We start from the raw sequence: 24,417 nt of genomic DNA, 5'->3' as shown, positions 1-24,417 counted from the left end.
TCAGATCAGCGGCAGGGCCGCGGCGATGGGGTTGAGCAGGGGGAGGGTCGAGGTGTTGAAGATGGGGGTGCTGACGGCGGCCTGGGTCAGTGCCGAGACCTTGAACTTCATGCCGGCCTTGATGTCCACGCCGCGCCCCGCGTCGAGGGTGATCAGCCCCTTCGCGGAGAGCGTCAGATCCGTCCCCGACTCGATCGTGACCCCCCGCGCCCCGGAGATCGTGACCGTCCCGTCGCTGTCGATGGTCAGGGTCGTCCGCGCCTCGTTCAGCTCGACGCTCAGTCCCCCCTTCGCCGTGCGCAGCCGGATGCCGTGCGAGGCGCGCGTCCGGCCGACCTCCTCGCGCAGCTCCACCGTGTGACCGGTGCGCGATGTCAGCGACCGCCACTGGGCCCGTCCGCTCGTCGGATCCACCGGCGGCACCCGGTCCGTCGCCGGGGTGTGCCGGTCGACGCCGTTGTACAGCCCCGCCAGCACGTAGGGGTGCTCCAGCGACCCGCGGTCGAAGGCGCACAGCACCTCGTCGTCCACCTCGGGGAGGACGAGACCGCCGCCCCCGCGCCCGCCGAGCTGGGCCACCCGGCACCAACCGCTCTCGTACGTCGCCGACAGCCACGGGAAACGCAGCCTGACCCGGCCGAGCGACAGGGGGTCCTTCGTGTTCGTGACCAGCGCCACCGCCACGCCCGGCATGGGCGGCGCCGGCTCGCCGCCACCGGAGGCCGTCCCGTACAGCGAACGGAACTGCCGCCCGGACACGGTCAGCCACGTGGTGAACTGCCGCCCCGAGGCGAAGACATGGCGCACCCCGGTCGCGGTGTAGCGGCCCTCGAAGGGGAAGCCCGCGCCCTTCACGGCCACCGGCTGTCCCGGCTTCAGCGCCGGGTTTCCCGTGACGGCGACCTCGACCTCCGCGAACGAGCCGGTGACGTCGTCCGCGAGCGCCGCGGCGGCCTGTGCCACCTCCGACTGCGTCGTGAACGGCGTGTCGGTCGCGGCGAGTTCGGCCGGACCGAAAGGTGCGGCGAGCTGCGCCGGAGTGATGTCGGAGACGATGTCCCGGCTCGCCACGGCGGGGGTCGGCGCGGCCAGCGCCTGCTTCGTACGAGGGTCCCAGCCGCGCACGTCGACCTTCCCGACCTGCCCGGCGGCCGTGACCGAGATCCGGCTGTGCAGGGTGTTGGCGCCGAAGTCCAGGACGTACGGGCTCTGCGCCGCGGGAGTCGTGTCCGCCGGCGCGGCGGAGGCCGGGGGCAGCGCGGCGAAGACGAGCCGGCCCGCCGGGTCGAGGGAGAGCCGGACGTCGTTCTCCCGCGCGAGCCGGGACAGGAAGTCCCAGTCGGTGATGTTGGGCTGGGTCGCCAACTCGTACACCGTCGGCGTGGCGTCGACCTTCCCGAGCGGGATCCGGTTGAGCGCGGCGAGCTTCCGGACGATGTCGGAGGCCGTCATGTTCGGATAGCCCTCGACGCGCCGGCTGCGCAGGAGGCGGTGCCCGGGGTCGTAGCCGCGCACGATCAGGTACCGGCCGTGGCCGGGTGCCGCGTCCACCTCGACGGCGGTGACCTCGCCGGTGAGCATGGGCTCGCCGAGCCGCCCGTCGGTGAAAGGCGACAGCACCGCCATGGCCCCGACCTTCAGGTACGGGAACTTCGTGGTGAGCGTGCCGTCCTTGTCGGAGAAGGTCAGCTGGAAGGCGGAGGGGACATTGACGCTGGCGTCCACCCAGCCCTCGGTGAGACGGACCGCGAGCGGGTCCGGGAGCGGCGTGCCGTCGAGCTGCACGTGAAGGACGGTGGTGAAGGTCTTCTCGCTCATGAGGTGCCCTCGGTCTCCGGCGTTTCGGTGGTGGACGGGAGCAGCAGTTCCGTGCCGGGGCGCAGCCGCATCGGGTCGTCGATGCCGTTCGCGTCGGCGATGACCCGCCAGCGGGTCGCGTCGCCGTACTCCCGCCAGGCCAGGGAGGCCAGGGAGTCCCCGGCGACCGTGCGGTGCACACGACGGGCCGAGAGCGCGCCCGAGGTCGGGTTCTGCCCCTTGGTGGCGGTGGAGACCTCGGTGAGGGACAGCGAACAGGTGGCGCGGATCGGAATGCCGCTGGGGCTGAAGAGGGTGTACGTCGCCGAGACGGAGGTGACGTACGCGACGAACCGCACCGTCGAGAACGACCCCCAGGAGAACTTCACCCAGGGCGGTGACGGCGCCTTCGCGCTGATGCTCTGCTGGGTCACCTCGCAGCAGGACAACAGCAGTTCCACCTGCTGCTGCACGTCGTTGGAGGTCGGGTCGTCGGAGCGGTCGAGGAAGACCTCCACCTGGAGCTGGGCCGGCTGGCTGCCGGTGAACTTCGGCGGCGCGCCCCGGGTGTAGGCGACGGCCGGCTCGGTGTGCCAGTTCGCGGACCGGCTCAACTGCAGCTGGTCCGGGTTGAACTGGAACTTCACCTCGCCCAGCCTGCCGCCGATGGAGCCGCCGAGATCGGTGGGCGGCTGATGGATGGCGAGCGAGGCGCGCGAGAGTCCGCGCGCGGCGAGGGCGCCCAGGAGGCCGGCCATCTCAGGCGCCCCCCGCGTCGGTGAACCCGTGGTGCGCGATCTCCAGGGTCTCGGTGGCCACCGCCGGGCTCGCCGGGTCGAGCGTCGGACCGGTCCAGCGGACCGGCAGCACCTCGACCAGACCCCACTGGGCGACGATCGACCCGTCGGCGCGCAGGGCCGCGATCTGCGCCGTCGGGCGGGTGATGCCGGTGGCCAGGGACGAGATCCAGGCGGCCACCTTGGCGGTGTCGGGGGTGAGGGGACGGGTGAGCCGGATGGTGGAGAAGGTGACACGCGTGGGGAGCTGCCAGACGAAGCCGTTGATGCCGCCCTCCTGCCGCTGCTCCACCTCCACCTCGGAGGAGAGGCCGTCGCAGCCGTTGAACAGGCCGAGGTCCTGGCCGTCGATGGTGAGCTTGAAGAAGACGGTGGATGCGGGGTCCGGCTGCGTGGGCATGGTGGCGGGTCTCTCGGGTAGTCGGTCGTGGTCGGGCGGCGAAGGCCGGGCGTGGTCCGGGGCGGTTGCGGTCAGCGCCCGTGGTCCCGGAGACGCCCCACCCGCTCGCGGTCGGCGCGGAGCTCGGCGCGCAGGAGCCGGGACAGCGGGGTGACGAGCCGACGGGCCAACTCGTCTAGCTGAGTGGGTGATTCGGCGTCGGCGGGAAGTGGCGCGCCGGCCGGTGCGGCGGCCGGGGTGGCGCCGCTGCGCTGCACGGATGGCGTCGCGGCGGCGGTGCGGGTGACCGTGGTGGCGCGGGGGGCCGGGGCGGCCTTGGGCACGGCCCGCGGCGCCGGTGCGGCGGTGGCGGCGGGCACCACGGGGGTGATTGTCGGGCCGGCCGGCGGAGCGCTCTGGCGCTGGACGGACACCGGCCGGGCGACGGACCGCGCCGGCGGGGGCGAGCCGATCGGGACGACGGGGCGGGGCTGGGCGGCGGAGGGCGCGGCGGCGTCGCTGGGCCGCACGGGGGAGGGGCCGGGCGTGAGGAGAGGGACGGCGGGGCCGGCGACGGCGTTCGCGGGAGCGCTTGCGGGGGCGGGAAGGCTCGGGGCGAGCGGCCGGGTGGAGGCGAGCGGTCGCGCGGACCGGCGCTGCACGGTGGCGGGCGCCGTGGCCCGGGGGAGGTCGGTGACGGTGACCAGGGGAAGGTCGGTGGCGGTGGCCCGGGGGACGGGCGTGACCGGTGCCGGGGTGGAGGACGGCTCAGCGGTGGTGGGCATCGAGGTGGCCGCGGAGCGTTGCACGACGGGAGGCACGGGCGCGGTGGCTGCGGGCATCGACGAAACCGGAGCCGGGGCGGGTGCCATGGGCAGCCGGGAGGTCGTCGAAGGAGACGGATCGGCAGGGTACGGCGGTGTGTTCGGCCGGACGGGCTTCCCCGGGGTGGGCTGAGCGTGCGCGCTCGGCGTGGGCGCCGCCAGGCGCTGGACCGGCGGTGACGTGGGCGCGGACGTGGGCGTGACCTCGGCGGGGCGGGAGGGTTCCGGGATCGCGGACGCGCGCGTGATGGGCGCCCCGATCGGGGACCGTCGCGGTGCCGGATTCGCGCGCGGCGCGGGTGCGTCGGGGGCGGAGTGCTGGGACGGGGTGCCGAGTCCGGGCCGGACGGGCGGCGTGGCGGTGGTCGGAGCCGGAGCCGGCGCCTTGGCCGGAGGCGTTACGGCGCTCGTACGGGGTGCCTCGGCCGAGGGGCGCGCGGACGCGTCGGAGGCGGAGCGCTGCACGACGGGAGGTCCCGAGGTGGCGGAGGTCGGAGGGGCCGTCGGGCTCGTGCGAGGCGGCTGGGCTGACGGGCGCACGGGTGCTGCCGGGGGTACGGACGCGTCGGTGGCGGCGCGGTGCACCAAGGGAGGTGTGGCGCCGGCCGGGGTCTGCGGGGCTGCCGGACTCGTGCGCGGCGCCTCGGCCGAGGGGCGTGCGGGTGCCGCCGGGGTCGTACGGGCCGGCGGGTTCGCGCGGGACGACGTGGTGACCGGGGGCGCGGGCGGGGCCGGGGGTGCCGGAGGTGCGGCCGCGGAGGGCGCTGCGCTCGCCGGGGATGCCGGAAGCACGGGCACGGCGGAAGCCTTGCTCGGCGCGGGTACCGGGAGCACGGGCGCGGTGGGCGTCTCGCTCGGCGCGGGTGCCGGGGGCGGTGTCGGGGTCGACGCCGTCGTGCTCCAGTCGGCGCCCGGGGCGCGGCGTGAGCGTCGTACGGGAGCACGGCGCTGCACCGGAGCGGCGGGCGTGCCGACCGTCGGGGAGGGTGTCCCGGGCCCCGCGGGGGGAGCGGAGCCCGGGACGTTCTGGGGCCGCACGGGAGCCGAGGCCCCCGGTGCGGCGGTCGGCGGCGCCCCTGCCGGGGCGGTGGATCCACCCTCGGGCGTACGCGAAGGGGCTGCCGCCCGCTGGACGGACGCCGTGCCCGGCGTCGTCGTGCCTCCGGGCCGGTCGGCACCGGCCGGGGCCAGCTGCCGGGGCGGCTGCACGGGCCGCGCGGAGACCAGCGGCGAGCGCCGGACGGGCGCGGGCCGGACGGGCCCTGGGCGCTTGGTGCCGGGTGTCGGCGCCACCGGACCAGGGACCGCGCCGACCGCCGGCGCGGCGGCCTCGGGCGCGGACGGCCCGGTCGCCGGTACGGGACGGCCGACGGGTCCGGCGGCTCGCTGAACCGCCTGGGGAGCCGGCCGGGTTGACGCCGCGGAGGAGGGGGACGGAGTCGGGGACGATGCGGGTGCCCCGGGCACGGCAGCCGATCGGGGCGCGGTCGTGCGCCCGGTCGCGCGAGCCGCGCCGTCCTCACGTACCGGAGCGGAGGCGTCGACGCCCCGGACCGGGTGACGACCCGGCCCCGCGCTCCGCACGCCCGCAGGGGCGGTCGCGCGCTGCACGGCCGGCGGGGGAGTGGCGCTGCCGTCCGGCCCCGGAACCGGCGCCGTCCCCGCGACCGGAAGCCGCAGCCCCGGCAGTTCGGGCGGCTCCGTGCCCTCCGGACGGGGCGCCTCCCGCCGTACGGGTCGCACGGCGTCCAGGAGCAGGCCGCCGGGGGCGTCGGGCAGGGCGCCGTGGCCGAGGTCGGTCTGGAAGGAGGGGTTCCAGTGGGTCGCGAGCGATGTGGCGAAGCCGTGCTCCGCGATCGTGCGCGGAGCGTCGACGACGCGCTGCACGGGGGGCAGAGCCCGCCACGCGTCCCCGGGCGCCGCGGCACGGGCGACCGGTGCCGCGCTCTCCGCGGAGGCACCGGCCCCCGCCTCGGACGACTTCCGTGCCCGCCACTTCCCGAACATGCCCATCCTTTCCCACCTCCCTTCGCTGTCCCGCTCCTACGCCTGTGACCGCTCCACCAGTGAGGCCACCTGTGCCACGTACCTCCGCCGGTCCGCGTGCTCCAGGTCGAGGATGTCGTCCATGCCCCAGTGGAAGTGGAAGGCGAGGTACGCGGTCTCCTCCTCGATCCGGTCGACCGCGTACGTCACGATTCCCCCAGGCGGCTCCCGGCCAGCTCGACCTCGAAGGACTCCTCGCAGTGCGGGCAGGCCACGGCGGCCCTGGTGTGGCCCTCCGCGTTGATCTGCCGGTAGAAGTCCTGGAGGAACGCCAGGTCGGAGGCGAACATGTTCTCCACCGTCCCGTCGTGGACCGACGGGAGCGTGCCCAGCCGGGTGATCACCCGGCCGAGCAGCACCACGGACAGGTAGGCCGGGTTCTCGCGGACCCGGATGTCACGCAGCGGGAGCAGCTCGTCCCGCGCCGTGGCCAGCCGCATCGCCCCGTTGCGGTGCACCGTGCCCGCCTCGTCGACGAACCCGCGCGGCAGCTCGAACTCGAACTCCGTACGGAGGGGCTCCTGTTGGCGGTGCTGCTGGGTTCCCGCCGATCCTTCGCGTCGCATTAGCCGAGGGTCAGCTCTTCGAAGGTGATGGTGACCTGCTCGGTCAGGGCCGCCGCGTCGCCGGCCTTGGTCGCGCTCAACTCCACCTTCGTGCACCAGGCGTTGCGGAGGTTGTAGCGCTTCACCTCGCTGAGCTGGTAGTCGAGGAAGATGATGGACGCGTCCTTGCGGGCCGCACCCATGTCGCCGGCGATGGAGGACGCGATCCACTCGGTGAAGGCGGCGGACTGCGTCGCACCACGGGTCACCGTGCACTCACCGGCCTTCTTCACGCCGGGAAGCTTCTTGATCATCGGCTTGCCGTCCGCCGAGACCTGCTGGAACTCGATGACGTCCTGCTCCATCGAGAGGCCGCTGATCTCCTGCAGGGTCTCGACCATGACGCCGTCGATCTGCAGGCCGAAATTGTGGGTGGTGAGGGCGTCACCGGTGTCGAGGGACATACGGGATCACTCCTGTTCTCGTGGCGGGTGCTGGTGTGAGGGAGAGGGCGGTGCGGTGGCGAGCGGAGGGGGCCGGTGGCCTACTCCTCCAGGTCGCCGCCACCGCCCTGGAACTGCGCGAGGCGGAAGACGACGAACTCGGCGGGCTTCACGGGGGCGATGCCGATCTCGCAGACCACACGGCCGAGGTCGACCGACTCCGGGGGGTTGGTCTCGGCGTCGCACTTCACGTAGAAGGCGTCCTCGGCCCGCTGGCCGAACAGGGCTCCCTGGCGCCACTCGTTGACGAGGAACGCCGAGATGTTGCGGCGGATCCGCGCCCACAGGGACTGGTCGTTGGGCTCGAAGACGACCCACTGCGTACCGACGAGGATGGACTCCTCGAGGTAGTTGAAGTAGCGGCGGACGTTCAGGTAGCGCCAGGCCGGGTCGGAGGCCAGCGTCCGCGCGCCCCACACCCGGATGCCGCGGCCCGGGAACGCGCGGATGCAGTTCACGCCGATCGGGTTGAGCAGGTCCTGCTCCCCGCGCGTGATCTGGAGCTCCAGGTCGACCGCGCCGCGCACGATCTCGTTGGCGGGGGCCTTGTGGACACCGCGCTCCGAGTCGTTGCGGGCCCACACCCCGGCCATGTGCCCGGACGGCGGAACCGTACGGGTCTGGCCGGTCGCCGGGTCGAAGGACTTGATCCACGGGTAGTAGAGGGCCGCGTACCGCGAGTCGTAACCGGCCGTCTCCTGACGCCACGTACGGATGTCACGGGCGTTGAGCCCCGGCGGCGGGTCGAGGATCGCCATCCGGTCGCCCATCAGCTCGCAGTGCGCGATGAGACCGAGCTGGACGGCCTTGACCTGCTCCAGGTCGATGAGCCCCTGCTGGTAGGCGGCCATCAGGTCGGGCACGGCGACCATGTTGATCTCGTCGTACGCCTCAAGGCCACCGAAGCCCGTACGGTCCGCGGAGTCGCCGATGAACTGCCCCGACTCCAGCGCGGCGGACCCGCCGGTCCGCGCCGCGACCGGGGCGGGAACCTGCGCGGGCGGGGCGAGGGTCACGGCCTGCGCGTCGGGCTTGACGAGCTGCGCGCCGGCCGCGGCCTCCTCGAGGACGATGGTCTTGGAACGCTGCTTGACCTGCGCCACCACGTAGTTGCGGGCGCTCTTCTTCGCGGAGGCGTCGAAGGACTCGACGACCTTCTCGCCGTCCTTGACGACGAGCTTGAAGCGCTCGGTGTCGCCCTCGACGTCCTGCACCTCGACGGTGAGCGCGCCGCCCGCCTCCGAGCCGGCGGTGATCGCCGCGACCCGGAAGGCGCCGAGGCCGACGGCCTCGCCGGCGACGAGCTGCGGCTCGACGGGCGCGGCGGTCCCGATGGCCTGCGTGGCCCCGAGCGCGTCCCCGCCGCCGACGCGCACGACGTAGGCCGCCGTGCCGCCGTTGTTGAAGAAGCCGTAGACGGAGTGGGCGAGGTAGTACCCGTCCGTGAAGTCACCGAAGGCGGCCACGTACTGCGACCAGTTGGTGACGAGCACCGGCTCGTTGAGCGGCCCGACGGGCGAGAGGCCGACGAACGCGGCGACGGAGGTCCCGACGCCCTCGATGGGACGGGAGCCGCTGGCGACTTCCTCGACGTAGACGCCGGGGGACAGGTACGTGGGCACGGTCGGTTGCTCCTCGCTGGTGGGGTCACCGCCGACTCTCCTCCGAGGCGGGCCCTCGCGGGAGGAGTGAACGGGCGGGCACGAGGGCAGGAGAACGTGCCCGAAAGTCCCGCGCCCCAAGGGTCGGCCGGAGGGGCGGAGGGGGCACGCGATGCTGCCCGCGGACAGGGACTTTCGGGCAGCCACGCACCCTGCCCGCCCCCCTAGCCTTCGCCCATGACCATGTGGACCTCTCTGGACCCGGCCGATGTGACCGTCGAGCCAGGGGCCCGGACCTCCGCCCGCCTGCGGGTACGCAACACCGGGGACACCGTCGAGGAGTACCGGCTTTCGATCGTCGGCAAACCCTCGGGCTGGTCCCGGGTGGAGCCGGACGTCCTCCGCCTCTACCCGGGCAGCGAGGGGACCGCGGAGATCTCGTTCGCCCCGCCTCGCTCGTCGGACGTCGAAGCCGGACCCGTCGCGTACGGCATCCGCGTCGACCCCCGGGAGAACAGCGGCTCCCGCGACGTGCTGGAGGGCCGGCTGACCCTCACTCCCTTCACCGAGACGCGCGCCGAACTGCTGCCGCCCGCGCTCCTCGGCCGCTTCCGCGGCCGGGCCCGGATCGCCGTGGACAACCTCGGCAACACTCCGCTGACCGCGTCCCTCGTGGCGCGCGACGACGCGAACCGGCTCACCTTCGACGTACGGCCCAACTCCGTGCAGATCGCCCCGGGCCGTGCCGCCTTCGGCGAACTCGTGGTGCGGCCACAGGCGGTGCGCTGGACCGGCGCCGAGGAGTCGCACCGCTTCACCGTGTCCGTGCGGCGGGCGGGCGACGACACCGCCCTCGACCTCGACGCCACGTTCGACCAGCGCCCCGTCCTCGGGAACTGGCTCGTGGTGGTGGGCGGACTGCTGCTGACCGCCGCGATCGCCTTCGTCGTGCTCTGGTTCAACTTCTCCCCGAAGATCGTCAGCGCGGCGAAGGAGATCCGGTCGACGAACGCGCCGAGGCCCGCGCCGCAGGGCAGCGGGGACACGCTTCCGGAAGCGCCCCCGCCGCCCAACGAGAGCGGAGGGCCGCCGGCCGGCGACAACGAGCCCGGTGGCCCCCCGCCCGCCACCGACGGAGCGGCACCGCCGCCTGCCGGTGACGACACCGGTGGGGACGGCGGTGGCGGCGATGTCGGTGGTGGCGGCGGAGGCGGCGGTGGAGGCGGCGGCGGCGGTGGAGACGACGAAACGACCGAACTCCTTCCCACCCAAGGCACGTCGACCCAGCCCGTGGAGGACGGCGGCGAGACCACCGCACCGGCACCGGGCACGGGAGACGGCGGGAACAAGCAGCCCACCACGGCCCCGCCGGTCGCCCCGGTGAGGAACGCACCCCCGTGGCGGGCCGGCGACGCGCCGGAGATCGTCGTCGAGTTCGCCCAGGAGAAGCTGGCCTCCCTGAACAACGCCTGCGATCTCAAGCCGGGTTGGACCAGGGGAGTGATCGACGCCAGGACCCGCGCCTCCCTCGTCTGCTACCAGGATCTCGTCGTCTCGGACGGCGAGAACAAGGGCAAGAACTCCGCCGCGATCTTCCACACCGACACGAGGGGCGAACTCGGCCGGGCCACCCTCACCTCGCTGTGGGCCCAGGGAATCACGCCCGACTCGGTGAAGGCGGGCGCCACGACCTGGCAGACCACCCAGCTGATGGCGGCCTTCTGGTGGGCCATCAACCGCGGCTTCGACAGCGGCGACATGGTCACGGCGCGCACCAACGCCCAGTACGGAATCGACCACTACCGTCTGCAGCGGGACAGGACCAGCAAGTACAGCACGGAGGTCGCCGCGCACATCAAGCAGTACCAGTCGGCCGTCGGCCTGCCGGCGAACGGGACCGTCAACTGGGACACGCTGAAGAAGATGGTCGGCGGCAGTGTGAAGTGAGCCGAGGAGCAGGGGCAGGAACGGCCGAGGGGGCCACCCGCACGGGTGGCCCCCTCGGCCGTTCCGGGAGGACTCCTACGGAGCCCAGGGCATGCCCGCGTCCAGCACAAGACGTCCCGCCTTCTCGTACTCGCGCCGCGCCCCGGCCCGTACGTCCGCGCCGGTCACCGTCGTGCCGCGGGCCGCCGCCAGGTACCCGGCCGTGACCGCCGCCGAGCGGATCGCGCCGCCCGCCAGCTCGAACTCCGCCGCGCAGCGCGTGATCTCCTCACCGACGTCGTCGGCCTTCGGCGTACCCGCCAGGCAGGAGTGCCAGAGCGCGACCCGCTGCGCGGCGTCCGGGAACGGAAAGTCCACGACCAGGTCGAGCCGGCGGGTGAACGCCTCGTCGATATTGGCCCGGAGGTTGGTGGTGAGCACCGCGATCCCGGCGAACGACTCCAGCCGTTGGAGCAGATACGCGCTCTCCAGGTTGGCGTACCGGTCGTGCGAGCTCTTCACCTCCGACCGCTTGCCGAACACCGCATCGGCCTCGTCGAAGAGGAGCACGCAGTCGGTGCGGTCCACCTCGACGAAGATCCGCTCCAGGTTCTTCTCCGTCTCCCCGATGTACTTGTCCACGACCGACGAGAGGTCCACCACATAGAGGTCCAGGCCCAGTTCGCCCGCGACGACCTCGGCGCCCAGCGTCTTGCCGGTGCCCGACTCGCCGGCGAACAGCGCGACGACACCCCGTCCGCGTCCGCCGCCGGTGCGCAGCCGCCACTCGCCGAGCACCCGGTCCCGGTCGCGGGCCCGCCCGGTCAGCTCGTGGAGCATCCCCAACGGCCCGTCCGGCAGCACGAGATCGGCGAATCCGACGGCGGGCCGGATGCGTCGCGCGTGGCTGTCCAGGAGCGGCGCGGAGACCAGCCGGGCGCTGCGCTGCACATGGGCGAGTGTGGGCTCGGTGCCCTCGAACGCCGCGAGCGCCCGCGCCGAGCGAGCCGCCCGGCGGACCTGGTCGCCGCTGAGGCGGTACGGAGCGGTGGCGGATTCCAGGTCGAAGTCGCCGTCCCGCTCGCCCAGTTCGCGATGCCACAGGTCACCGGGGACCGTCGCCCCGTCCGGGGCGTCGAGCGCGAGCAGCTCCGCGTCCGGTGCCCACCTCGGGTCGGGCGCGTCGGTGCCCGCGAGGACGACGGTCGCACCGGACGAGGCCAGCAGCCTTACCAGGGGCGTGGGTTGCGGCGGAAGCGGCTCGACGACCACGGCGGCGCCGCGCAGCCGTGCCTCCCGCAGCAGGGCGCGCGCCGTCGCGACGTCGACACACTCCGGCCGGTACCGGAGCACGGGCCGCCCGGCCTCGCGCAGCGCGGCCACGACGGAATCGGTGGCGGCGCCGGGGACCCGCTCCCGCAGGTGTACGGTCACGGGCCCGGCGGCCGCGACACGTGCGCCGAGCGTCCCGGCCTCCGAAGCCGACCGGGGCGCCTCCGCTCCGGTCGGCGGAAGCAACTCCACTCCCACACCGAGGAGTTCGGCGTCCAGTCGGCTGTCGTCGCCCAGCAGGTGCGCCACGAGGCGTTCCGGCACGCGGAGCGCCCGTCCGGGGAGCGGCCGGTCGGCGTCCTCGACGACCAGCAACCCTCCGGAGAGCAGCGGCGCCGCCGCGTGGAACCGGTCGCGGGCGGCCGGATCGAAGGGACCGGTGCCGGCGAGGTCGAGGGCGAGCGCCACGGTCGCCCGGCGCCGCCCGACATCGTCGTTGAGGTACCCGTACAAGGCCTCGAAGCCCCGGTCCACATCGGGCGCGAGCGCCGCGACGAGGATGTGCGCGTCGAGCGCGGACAGGCCGAAGCTCCGGGTGAGCGCCGCGAGCCGGTCCGAGCCGCCGGTGCCCGGAAGGGTGGCCACGGTGTCCGGAAGGACGGCCGCGGTGCCCGGAGGCGTGGAGGGGGCGTCCGGGAGCGTGTCGAGGGCGTCGTGTCCCACCGTGCGCACCGGCTCGGCGGCGATCCTTCGGGCCGTCTCCTCGGTGATGTACAGGCCGCGCAGCGGATCGCCCGCCGTGGGGTCTCCGGCGGCGCGGGTGTCCACGAGCGCGGCGACCCGCGCGCGCAGCGTGGCGATCAGCTCCAGCACGCCGTCACCGCCCACCCTCGGTCCCCGTGGCCTTCGCGGTGGTCGCGGCGCCCGGGGTGCTCATGGTGGTCACCGAGCGCCGCATCATGCGGGGCCTGGAGTCGCCGGGCGTTCCGTCGATCCCGCGGACGACGAGCTCGCCTTCGGTGACCGGCGGCGCGACCTGGTACACCGGTGTGACCGGGAACGGCGTGCTGATGACGACGTCCAGGGAGGGTTTGAGCTCGCCCCCGAGCGCCGACCAGATGTCCGCGAGCGACCGCGACTCGGCCGGCGGCATCGCGACGGCGAGCGGAAGGGACTCGGTGATGGGCCGCACGGACTCCGGGACGGCGTCGCCGGTCAGTACCTCATGGGGAAGCAGCAGCGCCAACGCCCCCGACAGCAGCCGGTGTTCGTCCTCCGGCCGGGCCGTCCAGGCGGTCACCAGGTACGAGAGCCGGAACCACCGCGGCGGCTGACGCCTGCGGGTCACGATCCCGTGGGCGTCCCGCTCGGCGTAGGCCCCGCGCTCCCGCCGCGCCACGTCCTCCCGGATGTCGTACAGATAGGCGTTCAGCGTGGGGGAGTTGCGACGCGCCGCCCAGTCGCGGGTCGGCGCGTCGAAGGCGATGTCGCCCGTGACGGCCGGCGCGAGGAGACGGCGCAGCGACTCGTCGATCTCATGGATCATCAGATGTAGCCTTCGCGGAGCGCGTACGCGACGGCATGCGCCCGGTTGGTGAGCTGGAGACGCGTCATCAGCGCGTGCAGGATGTTCTTGACGGTCCGCTCGGAGTACGCGAGCTTCTCGCTGATCTGCCGGGTGTCCAGGCCCTCGGCGAGCAACCGCAGGACGTCCACCTCGCGCGGCGCCATGCCGAAGAGCGGCACCGCGCCGCCGGTGGCCGCCCCCGTCGTGGTCGCCCGCTGGAGCCGTCCCACCTGGTTCAGGAGCCGGCTGACGAGGTCCGGCGGCAGCTCGCCCTCGCCGCGGGCCGCGCTGTGCACCGCGCTCACCAGCCGCTGCTCGGTCGCCTGGTGCCGCCAGATGATGGCGCGCACCCCGTACTCGACCACCGCGAGCAGGTCAGGCTCGCGCAGCTCCCGGGCGACGAGGACCACACGCTGGTCCCTGCCGCGCAGCAGACGCCGCAGTTCGGCCGTGGTCGGTTCGTCGATCCGGTCGGCGAGCATCACGGCCACCGCCGGGCAGTCCCGGTCACCGTCGTCCTGCTCGGGGATGAAGTCGACGGTCGGCTGGTGCCGCAGGTGGCTGATGAGCCCGGCCCTGCTGAGCGGATCGGATGCGTGGACGGTCACCGTCACCCGCGTGTTGAGCACTCCGGCCACCTGCCCTTTCCCGCTCGCCGTGACGGTCCGGGTGTGGTCGGGCACCCGGGCGCGGCGGTTAAAACGGGTGGGCGAGCGTCTCGCGGCCGCTGGTCGGCGCGCATGGTGGGGCCCCCTGAGTCGAGCTGGTGCGTGGCCGGTTCACCGGCCACCGTGGTCCCTTCCAGTCTCGCCAGGGGTGCTCACGCCGCACTAACGTTCCGCTGCCGCCGATCGGACCCCCCGTGCGCGGGCCCGCCATCCCATCTGCCGTGTGGCACGCGTCACGGGGGATTCCGCCTCAACGTGCCGCGGCGCCGAACCACTTCGGCAGGTGATCGAGCAGGTCCTGCTGGTCCTCGCCCACCCAGGCGACATGGCCGTCCGGCCTCAACAGCACGGCGGGTACGTCGAGTTCCTCGGTGGGGTCGACGACATGGTCGACCCGGTCGGTCCAGCCCTCCACCGACAGCCGGCCCGTGCTGTCCAGCAGCAGCCCGCGACCGGTGCGCATCAGCTCGTACAGGCGCCCCTGCTTCAGCCGCAGGTCCCGCAGCCGCCTGCCGAGCAGTTCGTGGCCCTCGCCGAGGTCGTAGCGGACGCCGACCGCGGTGATCGACTCGGTGATGTACCGGTTGACCTCCTCGAAGTCCAGGAGCTTCGAGAACAGCTCGCGCAGTGCCTTGGCGCCCGGTCCGTCCTCCAGGAGCACACCCTGCGCGAGGGTGCTGGTCAGCACGCGCTCGCCTTCCGGGTGCCGCTCGGCGTGGTAGCTGTCGAGAAGGCCCTCCGGGGCCCAGCCGTTCACCTCGGCGGCCAGCTTCCAGCCGAGGTTGAACGCGTCCTGCACACCGAGGTTGAGGCCCTGCCCGCCGGTCGGCGGGTGGATGTGCGCCGCGTCGCCGGCCAGGAGCACCCGGCCGACCCGGTACTGCTCCGCCAGCCGGCTGGCGTCGCCGAACCGCGAGAGCCAGTGCGGCGAGTGGGCGCCGAAGTCGGTTCCGGCGACCTCCCGGAGCCGCTCCGTGAACTCCTCCATGGTCGGCGTGGCCGGCCGGTCCTCGCTCACGTCCGCGGCGGGCACGATCACGCGGTACGTGCCGTCCGCGTTGGGGATGGTGCCGAAGCGGACCTGGGTCTTGCGGACCTCCGCCGTCACCTCGGCGACCGTCGCCGGGTCCTCGGCGAGCTCCATCTCGCCGAGCAGCGTCTCGTTCCTGGCCGGCTCGCCGGGGAAACCGACGCCGAGCAGCTTGCGGACCGTGCTGCGGCCGCCGTCGCAGCCGACGAGGTAGCGGGCCCGCAGCCGGGACCCGTCGGCGAGTTCGGCGGTCACCCCGTCCTCGTCCTGGCTCAGCCCGACCAGTTCGCAGCCGCGCCGGATCTCGGCGCCGAGCTCGACGGCGTGCTCGGTGAGCAGCCGCTCGGTCACGGTCTGCGGGAGCAGGAGCCCGTACGGGTGGGCCGTGTCCGCCTTCTCCGGCCACGGCTTGGTGATGGCGGAGAAGAGGGCGCCGACCGAGAACGGCTCGCCGACCGCGCGGAACCGGTCGAGCAGACCGCGCTGGTCCATCACCTCGACGCTGCGCGCGTGGATCCCGCGCGCACGCTGCTGGAGGGTGGGCTCGGCCAGTCTCTCCAGCACGACCGCCCGCACACCGTGCAGGCGCAGTTCGGCGGCGAGCATCAGTCCGGTCGGTCCGCCGCCGGCGATGATTACGTCGAGCGTCATCAAGATTCTTACCCATTTCCGCAGGTCGTGGCTGAGGTCGCTGATTCTGCGTCATACCCGGGGCCTTGCCGCAAGTCCCCCTGTGGGCTATACCTTGAAGAAGGCGAGGAGTGCGCGTACTCCTCGCCTTCGTCGTTCCCGGCCGTCTTTGTCGGCCGGCGCCGTCGCGCACCGGGCGTTGTCAGTGGCGTGCGCAAGGATGTTCCTCATGACGATCCCTTCCGCCGATGAGGCGTTCTCCAGCATGTCCAGCGCCGCCGGGCGCGCCGAGTACGAGGCCGCTGTCGACCGCCTGCGCGAGGCGTCCCGCACGTACTACGGCGCGGGCTACAGCCTCATGGACGACGTCACGTACGACCGGCTGCGGCTGGCGGTGACGGCATGGGAGGAGGGGCATCCCGAGGCCGTCGCGCCGGGCTCGCCCACCGGCCAGGTCGCCGACGGAGCCGCCCCCGAAGGCGACGTCGCGCACACCACGCGCCTGCTCAGCCTGGACAACGTCTTCACGCCCGAGGAGCTCGCGGCCTGGGGAGCGTCGCTCGGGCGTCGCCTGGGCCACGAGCCGACGGGAGGCTTCACCGTCGAGCCGAAGATGGACGGCGCGGCCGTCGCCGCCCGCTACCGCGACGGACGGCTCGTCCAGATCATCACCCGGGGCGACGGCGCCCGTGGCGAGGACGTCAGCCATGTCATCGGCACGATCGAGGGCCTGCCCGAGCAGCTGGCGGTCCCCGCCACCTTCGAGGCCCGGGGCGAAGTCCTCTTCACCCAGGCGCAGTTCGAGTCCGCCAACGAGGTCAGGACCGCGCACGGTGGCGCCGTCTTCGCGAACCCGCGCAACGGAGCTGCGGGCACCCTGCGGGCCAAGGACCGCCCGTACCGCCTGCCCATGACGTTCTGGGCGTACGGCGCGGTCGACCTCGACGGCGAGACGTTCCTCCCCGCCGGCGCCACCCACGCCGAGACGCTCGCCGCGGTGGCGCGTGCGGGCGTGCGGACGACGGCGGACAGCCCGGCCGGACTGCACGTGGTCGCCACGCTCGACGAGGCGCGGGAGAAGGTCGACGCCATCGCGGCACTGCGCGCCGGCCTGCCCTTCGGCATCGACGGCGTCGTCATCAAGGCCGACAGCGCCGCCGAGCAGGCGGCGGCCGGCACCGGCAGCCGCTTCCCGTACTGGGCCATCGCCTACAAGCTCCCCGCGGTCGAGCGGCAGACCGTGCTGCAGGACGTGATCTGGGACGTCGGCCGTACGGGCGTGCTCGCGCCCACCGCGATCCTCGCTCCGGTGGAGCTCGACGGATCCACGGTCACCCGCGCGACCCTGCACAATCCCGCCGACATCCTCCGGCGCGACCTCCACATCGGCGACACCGTCACGGTCCACAAGGCCGGCGACATCATCCCGCGCGTCGAGGCCGCCGTCGTCGAGCTCCGCCCGCAGGACGCCACACCGGTCCCCCTGCCGGAGCGGTGCCCGCACTGCGCGGGGGACATCGACAAGAGCCAGGAGCGGTGGCGCTGCGCGAAGGGCACCGCCTGCGCGCTGGCCCCGCTCATCGAGTACGTCGCCGGGCGCGACATCCTGGACATCGACGGCCTCGGCAGGAAGTACGTCGACGCGCTCATCGCCGCCGGCGACGTGGGCGACGTCGCCGACCTGTTCACCCTCACCGAGGAACGGCTCACCGCCGCCTCCGGCAGCGCCAAGCGTGGTGCGAAGCTCGCCGAGCAGATCGAGCTCGCCAAGACCCGGCCCCTCAGCCGCGTCTTCTGCGCGCTCGGCATACCGGGCACCGGCCGCCGCATGTCCCGGCGCATCGCCGCGCACTTCGGCACGATGGAGGCCATCCGCACGGCCGACGCGGCCGTCCTGCAGGACGTCGAGGGCATCGGCCCGGAGAAGGCCCCGGTCATCGTCGAGCAGGTCGCCGCGCTCGCCCCGGTGATCGACAAGCTCATCGCGGCCGGCGTCACCATGACCGAGCCCCAGGAGCAGAAGTCCGAGCAGGCCGACGAAGGGCCGCTGACCGGCAAGACCGTCGTCGTGACGGGCAGGATGACCGGTCCGCTCGACGGCTGGGGGCGCTCCGAGATGGGCGCGCTGATCGAGAAGGCCGGCGGACGCGTGGGCAGCGGCGTCAATTCCCGGACCACCTACCTGGTCGCCGCACCCTCCGCCAACGGCAAGCCGAGCTCGAAGGCCGTCAAGGCCCAGGAGCTCGGTGTCGAGGTCCTCACGCCGGAGGACTTCGCCGCGCTCACGGCCGCGTATCTGGACTGATCGGAGGACGGCTCCCGCGGGCGCGTGGAGCGGCTCGTCGGGCCCCGTGGCGTCGAGGCCCGCATGCCAGAATGAAGGCGATTCCGTTCGCCCCACGAGGCGTTCGACGCCGCCGCCGGCACTCCGTACTCCGGCCTCTCGTCCTGCTCCCCACCGATCCACCGAGGTTCACGTGACCAAGCCCGCCGCCCGTCAGCCGCTGCGACGCAACGCGCGGTCCAACCGGGCGCGCATCCTGGCCACGGCCCGGCGAGAGCTCGGGCGCAACCCCGACATCACGCTGGAGGAGCTGGCGCGCGCCTCGGGTGTCGTACGGCGCACGCTCTTCGGGCACTTCCCCGGGCGCGAGGCCCTGCTGGAGGCTCTCGCCGAGGAGGCCTCCGAGGCGCTGCGCAGTGCGCTGACCGCGGGGGCGAGGCCCGACGAGCCGGCCGAGCGGGCGCTGGCGTACTTCGTGCTCTCGATGTGGCCCGTGGGGGACCGGTACCGGATGCTGCTGGCGCTGGCCCGCCGCGACCTCGGCAACGAGCGCGTCGCCGAGATCCTGGCCCCCGCCCGCGACGCGGCCACGGCCATCCTGGAGCGGGGCCAACGAGACGGGGTCTTTCCCGCGCACCTCCCGCCCGGCGTGCTGAGCGCCGCACTCGAGGCCATGACGGTCGCACTGCTTGAGGCGGTGAACACGGGGGACCTCGGCGACGAGGGGGCCCCGGTCGCCGTCGCCGTACTCGTCGCCGCGGGCGTACGGGAGGACACGGCACGTCGGGTGGTCGACGACGTCGCGTCGGCGATCGTCCCGGAGGCGGCCCCCGCCGACTGAGGCCTTCCCCCGAGTTCCGCCCGAGGACTCGCTTCCTCTCCTCTGCCCCGGCGTACACCGCCGGGGCAGAGCCGTCTCCCGGACGCGCACGTTATTTGCACACCGATGGGCAATAACCTAGCCTGCACATCAATGGGCAATTAACTCGTGCCGCTAGGAGCCCCCTCATGCCCCCCTTCATCACCACACCCGTCGAGAAGATGGACGGGCCGTACGCGCGGCGCTGGTGGGCCCTGCTGGTCCTGTGCCTGAGCCTGCTGATCGTCGTCATGGCGAACACGTCGCTGATCGTGGCGGCGCCGGACATGACCCGGGACCTCGGCCTGAGCAGCAGCGATCTCCAGTGGGTCATCGACGGCTACACCGTCCCGTACGCGGCCCTGATGCTCGTGCTCGGTGCGATCGGCGACAAGTACAGCCGCCGGGGCGCGCTCGTCACGGGCCTGGTGGTCTTCGCGGCCGGATCCGTGCTGGGCAGCCTCGTCGACGGGACCTCGTCCGTCATCCTGGCCCGCGCGATCATGGGCGTCGGCGCCGCCGTCGTCATGCCGGCGACGCTCTCCCTGCTGGTCGCGATCTTCCCCCGGGGCGAGCGCGCCCGGGCCATCACGGCCTGGACGGCCACCTCGGGACTGGCCATCGCCGTCGGCCCGCTGGTCGCCGGCTGGCTCCTGGAGGACCACGCCTGGGGATCGACGTTCCTGATCAACGTCCCCGTCGCCGTCCTCGCCGTCGTCGGCGCCCTGTTCCTGGTCCCGCCGTCGAAGGCCCGGGGCATGGGGCGGATCGACTACGTGGGCGGGCTGCTGTCCATCCTCTCCGTCGGCGCCCTGGTGTACGCGACCATCGAGGGCCCGCACTTCGGCTGGGGCGCGGGTCCGGTCACCGCGGCGGTGGTGGCGGGCGTGGCCCTGTCGGCCTTCGTGTGGTGGGAGCTGCGGCACCCGCACCCCATGCTCGACGTCCGCAAGTTCCGGCTGCGCCCCTTCAGCGGCTCCATGCTGGCGGTGCTGTTCTTCTTCTTCGGGACGTTCGGCGCGATCTACTACGCGACGCAGTTCCTGCAGTTCGTCCTCGGCTACGGAGCACTGGAGACCGGCGTACGGCTCCTGCCGCTGGCCGGAGCCGTCTTCGTCGGTGCCGCGGCGACCGGGCGACTGACCCCGAAGCTGGGCATGAAGGTCACGGTCGCGGCCGGCATGGCGATCGGCACGGCGGGTGTCCTGCTGCTCACCCGGATCGACACCGGCTCGACGTACACCGACTTCCTGGCCCCGATGATGATGCTGGGCCTGGCGATCGGCCTGAGCGTCTCACCGGCCACCGACACGATCATGAGCTCCTTCCCCGAGTCGGAGCTGGGGGTCGGCGGCGGGGCCAACGACACCGCGCTGGAGCTCGGCGGCTCCCTCGGCATCGCGGTCCTCGGCTCCCTGCTCGGGACGGCGTACCGGGACGAACTGGCCGACCTGGTCGGCAACCGCCTTCCCGCCGCCGCGCTCCACACGGCCCAGGACTCGGTGGGCGCCGGACTCGCCGTCGCCGAGCGGGTCGCCCAGGACCCGGCCGCGGGACCCCAGCAGGCCCAGGCCCTCGTCGGTGCGGTGCACGAGTCCTTCGCCCACGGCGTCTCCGCGACGAGCCTCGTCGGCGGGATCATCATGGCCGTCGGTACGGCGATCGTCCTCGTCGTCCTGCCCGGCCGCCGCCGCGCGGAGCGCGACCGGCCCTCGGGCGAGGCGGCCGACCGGGCCGCGGGGGGAACCGCCGAGCGCGTCGACGCCGCGTAGGAGGACCCGCGGCGAAGGGAGAGGCTACGCGCCCGAGGGGCGCGTGGCCTCTCGCCCGGTCGCCCGCCCGAGCTGGCCCGCCGCGCTGTCCAGGAGCATGTCCAGGGCCGTCGGGTAGGCGCTGTGGTTCATGCGCGCGGCCAGCAGGCCGGCCGTCGCGGCGATGTTCGGGTGCGAGGCGGCCGACAGCCGGGCGTAGGTCGATTCCCACTTGTGCTCGTCGGCTTCGCGGGCGGCCGCGGGCAGGGCGAGCGAGGCCGCGTCCAGGGCGGCGAAGGCGAGGCTCTGGTCGATGAAGGCGTGGTAGATCCGTACCGCGTCCGGGTCGGGGAAGCCCGCGGTCCGCAGCACGGCCAGGATCGCCTCGTCCACGGCCGTCTCCTGCTCCCGCCCGGTGACGCGGCTCGCGGTGAGCACGGCCGCCTGCGGGTGCGCGAGGTAGGCGCCGTGGATGCGCAGACCCAGTCGGCGCAGGTCGGCGCGCCAGTCACCGGTGGGCCTCCAGCCGTCCAGCGCCCGTCCGACGAGCTCCGCGCCGATCGCCAGCGTCAGCTCGTCCATACCGGCGAAGTACCGGTAGAGCGTGCTGGGATCGGCGCCCAGCGCGAGTCCGAGACGCCGGGCCGTGAGGCCCTGGCCGCCGTGCTCGGCCAGCATCCGCAGCGCCGTCTCCACGATCAGCCGCTCAGAGAGGACCGCGCCGTTCTTCGTCGGGCGCCGCCGTCTGCGCGCCGACTCCGGCACCACCTGCTTGCCCATGACGAGGCTCCTTCCCACCGTCCCCGGGCACCTTATGCCAACGCCATAGACGTTAGCGAGGGAACGGGGGTTTCATCACCTGCACCAGAGGTCACAGCTCAGGTAACAGCCTCGGAGAGGGAGATTCCTGTCATGCGTGTACTGCTCGTCGGCGCCGGTGGAGTGGGCACCGCGATCACCCGGATCGCGGCCCGCCGTTCCTTCTTCGACCACATGGTCGTCGCCGACTACGACCTCGCCCGCGCCGAGGCGGCCGTCGCCGCCCTGGGCGACGGCGACGCCCGGTTCAGCGCCTGCCGCACGGACGCCTCCGACGAGGCGGCCGTCGCGGCCCTCCTCAAGGAGCAGCGCTGCGACGTCCTCCTCAACGCCACCGACCCGCGCTTCGTCCTGCCGCTGTTCCACGCCGCCGCCGCGGCCGGCGCGCACTACCTGGACATGGCGATGTCGCTCTCGCGCCCCCACCCCGAGCGCCCGTACGAGCAGTGCGGGGTCAAGCTGGGCGACGCCCAGTTCGCGCAGGCGGAGGAGTGGGAGAAGGCCGGCCGGCTCGCCCTGGTCGGGATGGGCGTCGAGCCCGGCCTCTCCGACGTCTTCGCCCGCTACGCCGCGGACGAGCTCTTCGACGAGATCGAGGAGATCGGCATCCGTGACGGCGCGAACCTCGCGGTCGAGGGCTACGACTTCGCTCCGTCGTTCAACATCTGGACGACCATCGAGGAGTGCCTCAACCCGCCGGTCGTCTACGAGGCCGACCGCGGCTGGTTCACCACCGAGCCGTTCAGCGAGCCCGAGGTCTTCGACTTCCCGGAGGGCATCGGTCCCGTGGAGTGCGTGAACGTCGAGCACGAGGAGGTGCTGCTCGTACCGCGCTGGATCGACGCGAAGCGGGTCACGTTCAAGTACGGCCTCGGCGAGGACTTCATCGGCAAGCTCAGGACCCTGCACGCGCTGGGCCTCGACAGCACCGCACCCGTCACCGTGGCGACGAGCCTCGGCCCGGCCGAGGTCTCGCCGCGCGACATCGTGGCGGCCGTCCTCCCGGACCCCGCCACCCTGGGCGACCGGATGACCGGCAAGACCTGTGCGGGGACGTGGGTCAAGGGCGTCAAGGACGGGGCGCCGCGCGAGGTCTACCTCTACCACGTGGTCGACAACGAATGGTCGATGCGGGAGTACGACTGCCAGGCCGTCGTCTGGCAGACCGCGATCAACCCGGTCGTCGCCCTGGAGCTGCTGGCCGACGGCACCTGGTCCCGGTCGGGCGTCCTCGGCCCCGAGGCCTTCGCCCCGCGCCCCTTCCTCGACCTGCTCACCGCGTACGGATCCCCTTGGGGCCTGCGCGAGCAGTGAGCGGGCCGCCGGTGCGGCCGGTGCCGCTGGATCAGCCCTTGCGGCCGGGGGCCTCGCCGGTCTTGTCCGTGACGCCACGGGAGAGGACGGCGGTGGTGGCGGTGACCTGGCCGGACTTGCCCCAGTTCGTGTCCTCGACCAAGACGCCCCGCTCGCCGAGGAACTCCAGGCTCTTCCTGTCGAAGATCCACTCGGTACGCTCGCCGGCGTGGACGCGGGCGACGGCGACGCCGTGACGTCCGGCCGCGTCCACCGCGTCGTCGACGACCGTGACACCCGGGATCCGGGCCGCCGCCTTGTACAGGGCGGCGCTGACCTTCGGCGGAGCGAGCTGCTCGCGCAGCAGGTCGCCGATCGTCACGAACGCCTCCTGGTCCGGCCCGGGTCCCTGCCCCTTCGTCTCGTCGTAGATCTTCTTCAGGAGCGCGTCGGGGTCGGTGGGCAGCGACTCCAGAAAGCGGTAGGTCGGGCTGTTCAGCGTGGGATGGGGATTGCCGACCGGGTCGACGGGCCGACCGTCCTTGTCCAGCGCACCGGCCAGCGGAATCTCCTCACCCCGCTCGCGGAGCAGTCCGGGCTTGCTCCCGTCCACCGAGAGCCAGACCTCGCGGCTGTGGGGGGTGTCCAGACGCATGACGGGGTCGGCGTCGCTCTGGCTGGACCAGGCGACCGTGCTGGAGACGTGGATGTACTGGTCGTCGCGGACGGTGCGGGCCGGCTTGGCGGCGGCGACGGTGGCGATGCGGTCCAGCAGCACCGTCGCCGGCGTCGCCTCCGGGGCCTTCCCGGCCGAGCCGGGGGCCACGGCGACGTTCGGCTCGGCGCCGGGCGTCGGGCCGGACGCGCCGTTCGTCGCCAGCGTGACGGCCAGCGCGCCCGCCGCGAGGGGAACGGCGACGATCGCCAGACGGCGCACACCGAACCGGGGCTTGGAGGCCGGAGCGGCGGCGGGAGCGGCGTCCTGCCGGAACTCGCGCAGCAGCTGGTCCTTGAGGGCCTGGTGGTGGCGGGCGGGCCGGTCCCGCTCGGCCGGCACGGGCAACAGCCGGGCGATCTCCTCGTGTTCGGCCGGGGTGGGCCGGGACGGGGTGGTGCTCATCGGGCTTCCTCCTGGATGGGCCGGACCGCGGAAGTGCGGTCACCATCTATCTGTCCGCGACCCGGCGCCGAGTTCCCGTTCCGTGACGAGAGGTCGGTCCCGGCGTACTTGTGGAGCTTCTTGCGGGCGCGGGACAGCCGGGAACGGACCGTTCCCACCGGGACGTCCAGCGCCTGGGCGGCGGCCGCGTAGTCCAGACCCGACCAGACGCAGAGGGCGACCACCTCGCGCTCGGGGCGCCGCAGCCGGGAGAGCGCCGCCTGGAGCGCCGCGACCCGTTCCGCGTCGTCGATCCGGCCGACCAGTTCGTCGGCGAAGTCGGGGAGCGCCTCCTCGCGCGGCAGACGGTTCAGGGCCGCCTCGTGACGCCGGGCGGCCCTGCGGGTGTTCCGTACGACGTTGGTGGCGATCCCGAGCAGCCAGGGGCGAAGGGACCCACCGTCCGGATCCACCGACGCCCGCAGCCGCCAGGCCTCCAGGAACGTCAGCGACAGCACGTCCTCGGCCGCGGACCAGTCGCCGGTCAGCCGGAAGGCGTGGTTGTGCACCGCCCGGGCGTAGTCGTCGAAGAGGGACCCGAAGGCATCGGAATCCCCCGCTCGTATTCGGGCACGCACACTCGTCTCCATATCTGCGGACTGTCCGGCCGGCCCGAACGAGTTCCCAGAACGTGACGCAGGCCACAGCAGTCCCGATGGGTCCGCGG

At 73.4% G+C, this 24,417-nt stretch carries 21 protein-coding genes; 6 read left to right on the top strand and 15 right to left on the bottom strand.

The genetic code is table 11. The annotated features are described in order from the left end of the window. The 4 genes from SGA01_RS07345 to SGA01_RS07330 all read right to left on the bottom strand — a co-directional run bounded on the left by SGA01_RS07345 (window position 1) and on the right by SGA01_RS07330 (window position 3,815). The gene (locus SGA01_RS07345; RefSeq protein ID WP_141294501.1) at window positions 1–1,818 is read right to left on the bottom strand and encodes a VgrG-related protein; all 1,818 of its coding nucleotides are present in this window, start codon (window positions 1,816–1,818) and stop codon (window positions 1–3) included. Next, a complete protein-coding gene (locus SGA01_RS07340) occupies window positions 1,815–2,555 on the bottom strand; it encodes a CIS tube protein (protein ID WP_055639583.1) in 741 nt (246 codons plus the stop codon). Before SGA01_RS07340 ends, SGA01_RS07345 begins: the two co-directional genes overlap by 4 nt. 1 nt (window position 2,556) lies before the next feature. Then, on the bottom strand, window positions 2,557–2,994 hold the full coding sequence (locus SGA01_RS07335) for a phage tail protein (protein ID WP_055639582.1): 438 nt from the start codon (window positions 2,992–2,994) through the stop codon (window positions 2,557–2,559). A gap of 71 nt (window positions 2,995–3,065) precedes the next feature. Then, window positions 3,066–3,815 (bottom strand): hypothetical protein, encoded by a 750-nt coding sequence (locus SGA01_RS07330; protein ID WP_141294499.1) that lies wholly within the window; start codon window positions 3,813–3,815, stop codon window positions 3,066–3,068. 130 nt (window positions 3,816–3,945) lie between these two features. Here SGA01_RS07330 and SGA01_RS07325 point away from each other — a divergent pair, with 130 nt between their 5' ends. Further along, on the top strand, window positions 3,946–5,187 hold the full coding sequence (locus tag SGA01_RS07325) for a hypothetical protein (RefSeq protein WP_141294497.1): 1,242 nt from the start codon (window positions 3,946–3,948) through the stop codon (window positions 5,185–5,187). 653 nt (window positions 5,188–5,840) lie between these two features. Here SGA01_RS07325 and SGA01_RS40935 read toward each other — a convergent pair. From SGA01_RS40935 to SGA01_RS07310, 4 genes are all read right to left on the bottom strand, one after another. Beyond that, window positions 5,841–5,993 carry a DUF6760 family protein gene (locus tag SGA01_RS40935; RefSeq protein ID WP_017242135.1) on the bottom strand — a complete coding sequence of 51 codons (153 nt, stop codon included), beginning with the start codon at window positions 5,991–5,993 and terminating at the stop codon, window positions 5,841–5,843. Continuing rightward, window positions 5,990–6,409 carry a hypothetical protein gene (locus SGA01_RS07320; protein ID WP_055639579.1) on the bottom strand — a complete coding sequence of 140 codons (420 nt, stop codon included), beginning with the start codon at window positions 6,407–6,409 and terminating at the stop codon, window positions 5,990–5,992. The genes SGA01_RS40935 and SGA01_RS07320 overlap by 4 nt, the downstream gene beginning before the upstream one ends. After that, the gene (locus tag SGA01_RS07315) at window positions 6,409–6,852 is read right to left on the bottom strand and encodes a phage tail protein (protein WP_024754772.1); all 444 of its coding nucleotides are present in this window, start codon (window positions 6,850–6,852) and stop codon (window positions 6,409–6,411) included. The genes SGA01_RS07320 and SGA01_RS07315 overlap by 1 nt, the downstream gene beginning before the upstream one ends. An 80-nt stretch (window positions 6,853–6,932) precedes the next feature. Continuing rightward, complete coding sequence (locus SGA01_RS07310) at window positions 6,933–8,513, bottom strand: phage tail sheath family protein (RefSeq protein WP_141294495.1); 1,581 nt, start codon at window positions 8,511–8,513, stop codon at window positions 6,933–6,935. Between the two features lie 216 nt (window positions 8,514–8,729). Between SGA01_RS07310 and SGA01_RS40930 the strand changes: the two genes are divergently transcribed. Continuing rightward, window positions 8,730–10,439 carry a COG1470 family protein gene (locus SGA01_RS40930; RefSeq protein ID WP_167534036.1) on the top strand — a complete coding sequence of 570 codons (1,710 nt, stop codon included), beginning with the start codon at window positions 8,730–8,732 and terminating at the stop codon, window positions 10,437–10,439. A 75-nt stretch (window positions 10,440–10,514) separates the two neighbouring features. On the opposite strand, the gene SGA01_RS07300 is transcribed toward SGA01_RS40930, so the two are convergent. The 4 genes from SGA01_RS07300 to rox form a co-directional block, all read right to left on the bottom strand. Then, on the bottom strand, window positions 10,515–12,563 hold the full coding sequence (locus SGA01_RS07300; protein WP_229918275.1) for an ATP-binding protein: 2,049 nt from the start codon (window positions 12,561–12,563) through the stop codon (window positions 10,515–10,517). Window positions 12,564–12,567: 4 nt separating this feature from the next. After that, complete coding sequence (locus tag SGA01_RS07295; RefSeq protein WP_141294491.1) at window positions 12,568–13,236, bottom strand: Pvc16 family protein; 669 nt, start codon at window positions 13,234–13,236, stop codon at window positions 12,568–12,570. Beyond that, window positions 13,236–13,886 (bottom strand): helix-turn-helix transcriptional regulator, encoded by a 651-nt coding sequence (locus SGA01_RS07290; protein WP_055639574.1) that lies wholly within the window; start codon window positions 13,884–13,886, stop codon window positions 13,236–13,238. Before SGA01_RS07290 ends, SGA01_RS07295 begins: the two co-directional genes overlap by 1 nt. Window positions 13,887–14,175: 289 nt before the next feature. Then, window positions 14,176–15,606, bottom strand: coding sequence for a rifampin monooxygenase (gene rox / locus SGA01_RS07285; protein WP_141294490.1), 1,431 nt, complete (start codon window positions 15,604–15,606; stop codon window positions 14,176–14,178). A gap of 208 nt (window positions 15,607–15,814) precedes the next feature. Here rox and ligA point away from each other — a divergent pair, with 208 nt between their 5' ends. The 3 genes from ligA to SGA01_RS07270 all read left to right on the top strand — a co-directional run bounded on the left by ligA (window position 15,815) and on the right by SGA01_RS07270 (window position 20,500). Beyond that, window positions 15,815–17,890, top strand: a complete 2,076-nt coding sequence (gene ligA, locus SGA01_RS07280) for an NAD-dependent DNA ligase LigA (protein ID WP_141294488.1) — start codon at window positions 15,815–15,817, stop codon at window positions 17,888–17,890. Between the two features lie 172 nt (window positions 17,891–18,062). Beyond that, the gene (locus SGA01_RS07275) at window positions 18,063–18,710 is read left to right on the top strand and encodes a TetR/AcrR family transcriptional regulator (protein WP_141294486.1); all 648 of its coding nucleotides are present in this window, start codon (window positions 18,063–18,065) and stop codon (window positions 18,708–18,710) included. 167 nt (window positions 18,711–18,877) lie between these two features. Then, window positions 18,878–20,500 (top strand): MFS transporter, encoded by a 1,623-nt coding sequence (locus SGA01_RS07270; RefSeq protein WP_141294484.1) that lies wholly within the window; start codon window positions 18,878–18,880, stop codon window positions 20,498–20,500. Window positions 20,501–20,524: 24 nt separating this feature from the next. Here the strand turns inward: SGA01_RS07270 and SGA01_RS07265 are convergent, their stop codons facing one another. Next, the gene (locus SGA01_RS07265; RefSeq protein WP_141294482.1) at window positions 20,525–21,259 is read right to left on the bottom strand and encodes a TetR/AcrR family transcriptional regulator; all 735 of its coding nucleotides are present in this window, start codon (window positions 21,257–21,259) and stop codon (window positions 20,525–20,527) included. Window positions 21,260–21,391: 132 nt separating this feature from the next. Here SGA01_RS07265 and SGA01_RS07260 point away from each other — a divergent pair, with 132 nt between their 5' ends. After that, on the top strand, window positions 21,392–22,612 hold the full coding sequence (locus SGA01_RS07260) for a saccharopine dehydrogenase family protein (protein ID WP_141294480.1): 1,221 nt from the start codon (window positions 21,392–21,394) through the stop codon (window positions 22,610–22,612). A 31-nt stretch (window positions 22,613–22,643) separates the two neighbouring features. Here the strand turns inward: SGA01_RS07260 and SGA01_RS07255 are convergent, their stop codons facing one another. Together SGA01_RS07255 and SGA01_RS07250 are read right to left on the bottom strand one after the other, a co-directional pair. Beyond that, the gene (locus SGA01_RS07255) at window positions 22,644–23,711 is read right to left on the bottom strand and encodes a CU044_5270 family protein (RefSeq protein WP_141294478.1); all 1,068 of its coding nucleotides are present in this window, start codon (window positions 23,709–23,711) and stop codon (window positions 22,644–22,646) included. Further along, window positions 23,708–24,340: an RNA polymerase sigma factor gene (locus SGA01_RS07250; RefSeq protein WP_141294476.1), complete on the bottom strand. Its 633-nt coding sequence runs from the start codon at window positions 24,338–24,340 to the stop codon at window positions 23,708–23,710. The genes SGA01_RS07255 and SGA01_RS07250 overlap by 4 nt, the downstream gene beginning before the upstream one ends. Between the last annotated feature and the right edge of the window lie 77 nt (window positions 24,341–24,417).

The organism is Streptomyces gardneri, from assembly GCF_006539185.1.
GTDB classification, from domain to species: domain Bacteria; phylum Actinomycetota; class Actinomycetes; order Streptomycetales; family Streptomycetaceae; genus Streptomyces; species Streptomyces gardneri.
The sequence above is the reverse complement of the archived record's forward strand: the minus strand, read 5'-3'. Positions and strand labels throughout refer to the sequence as shown.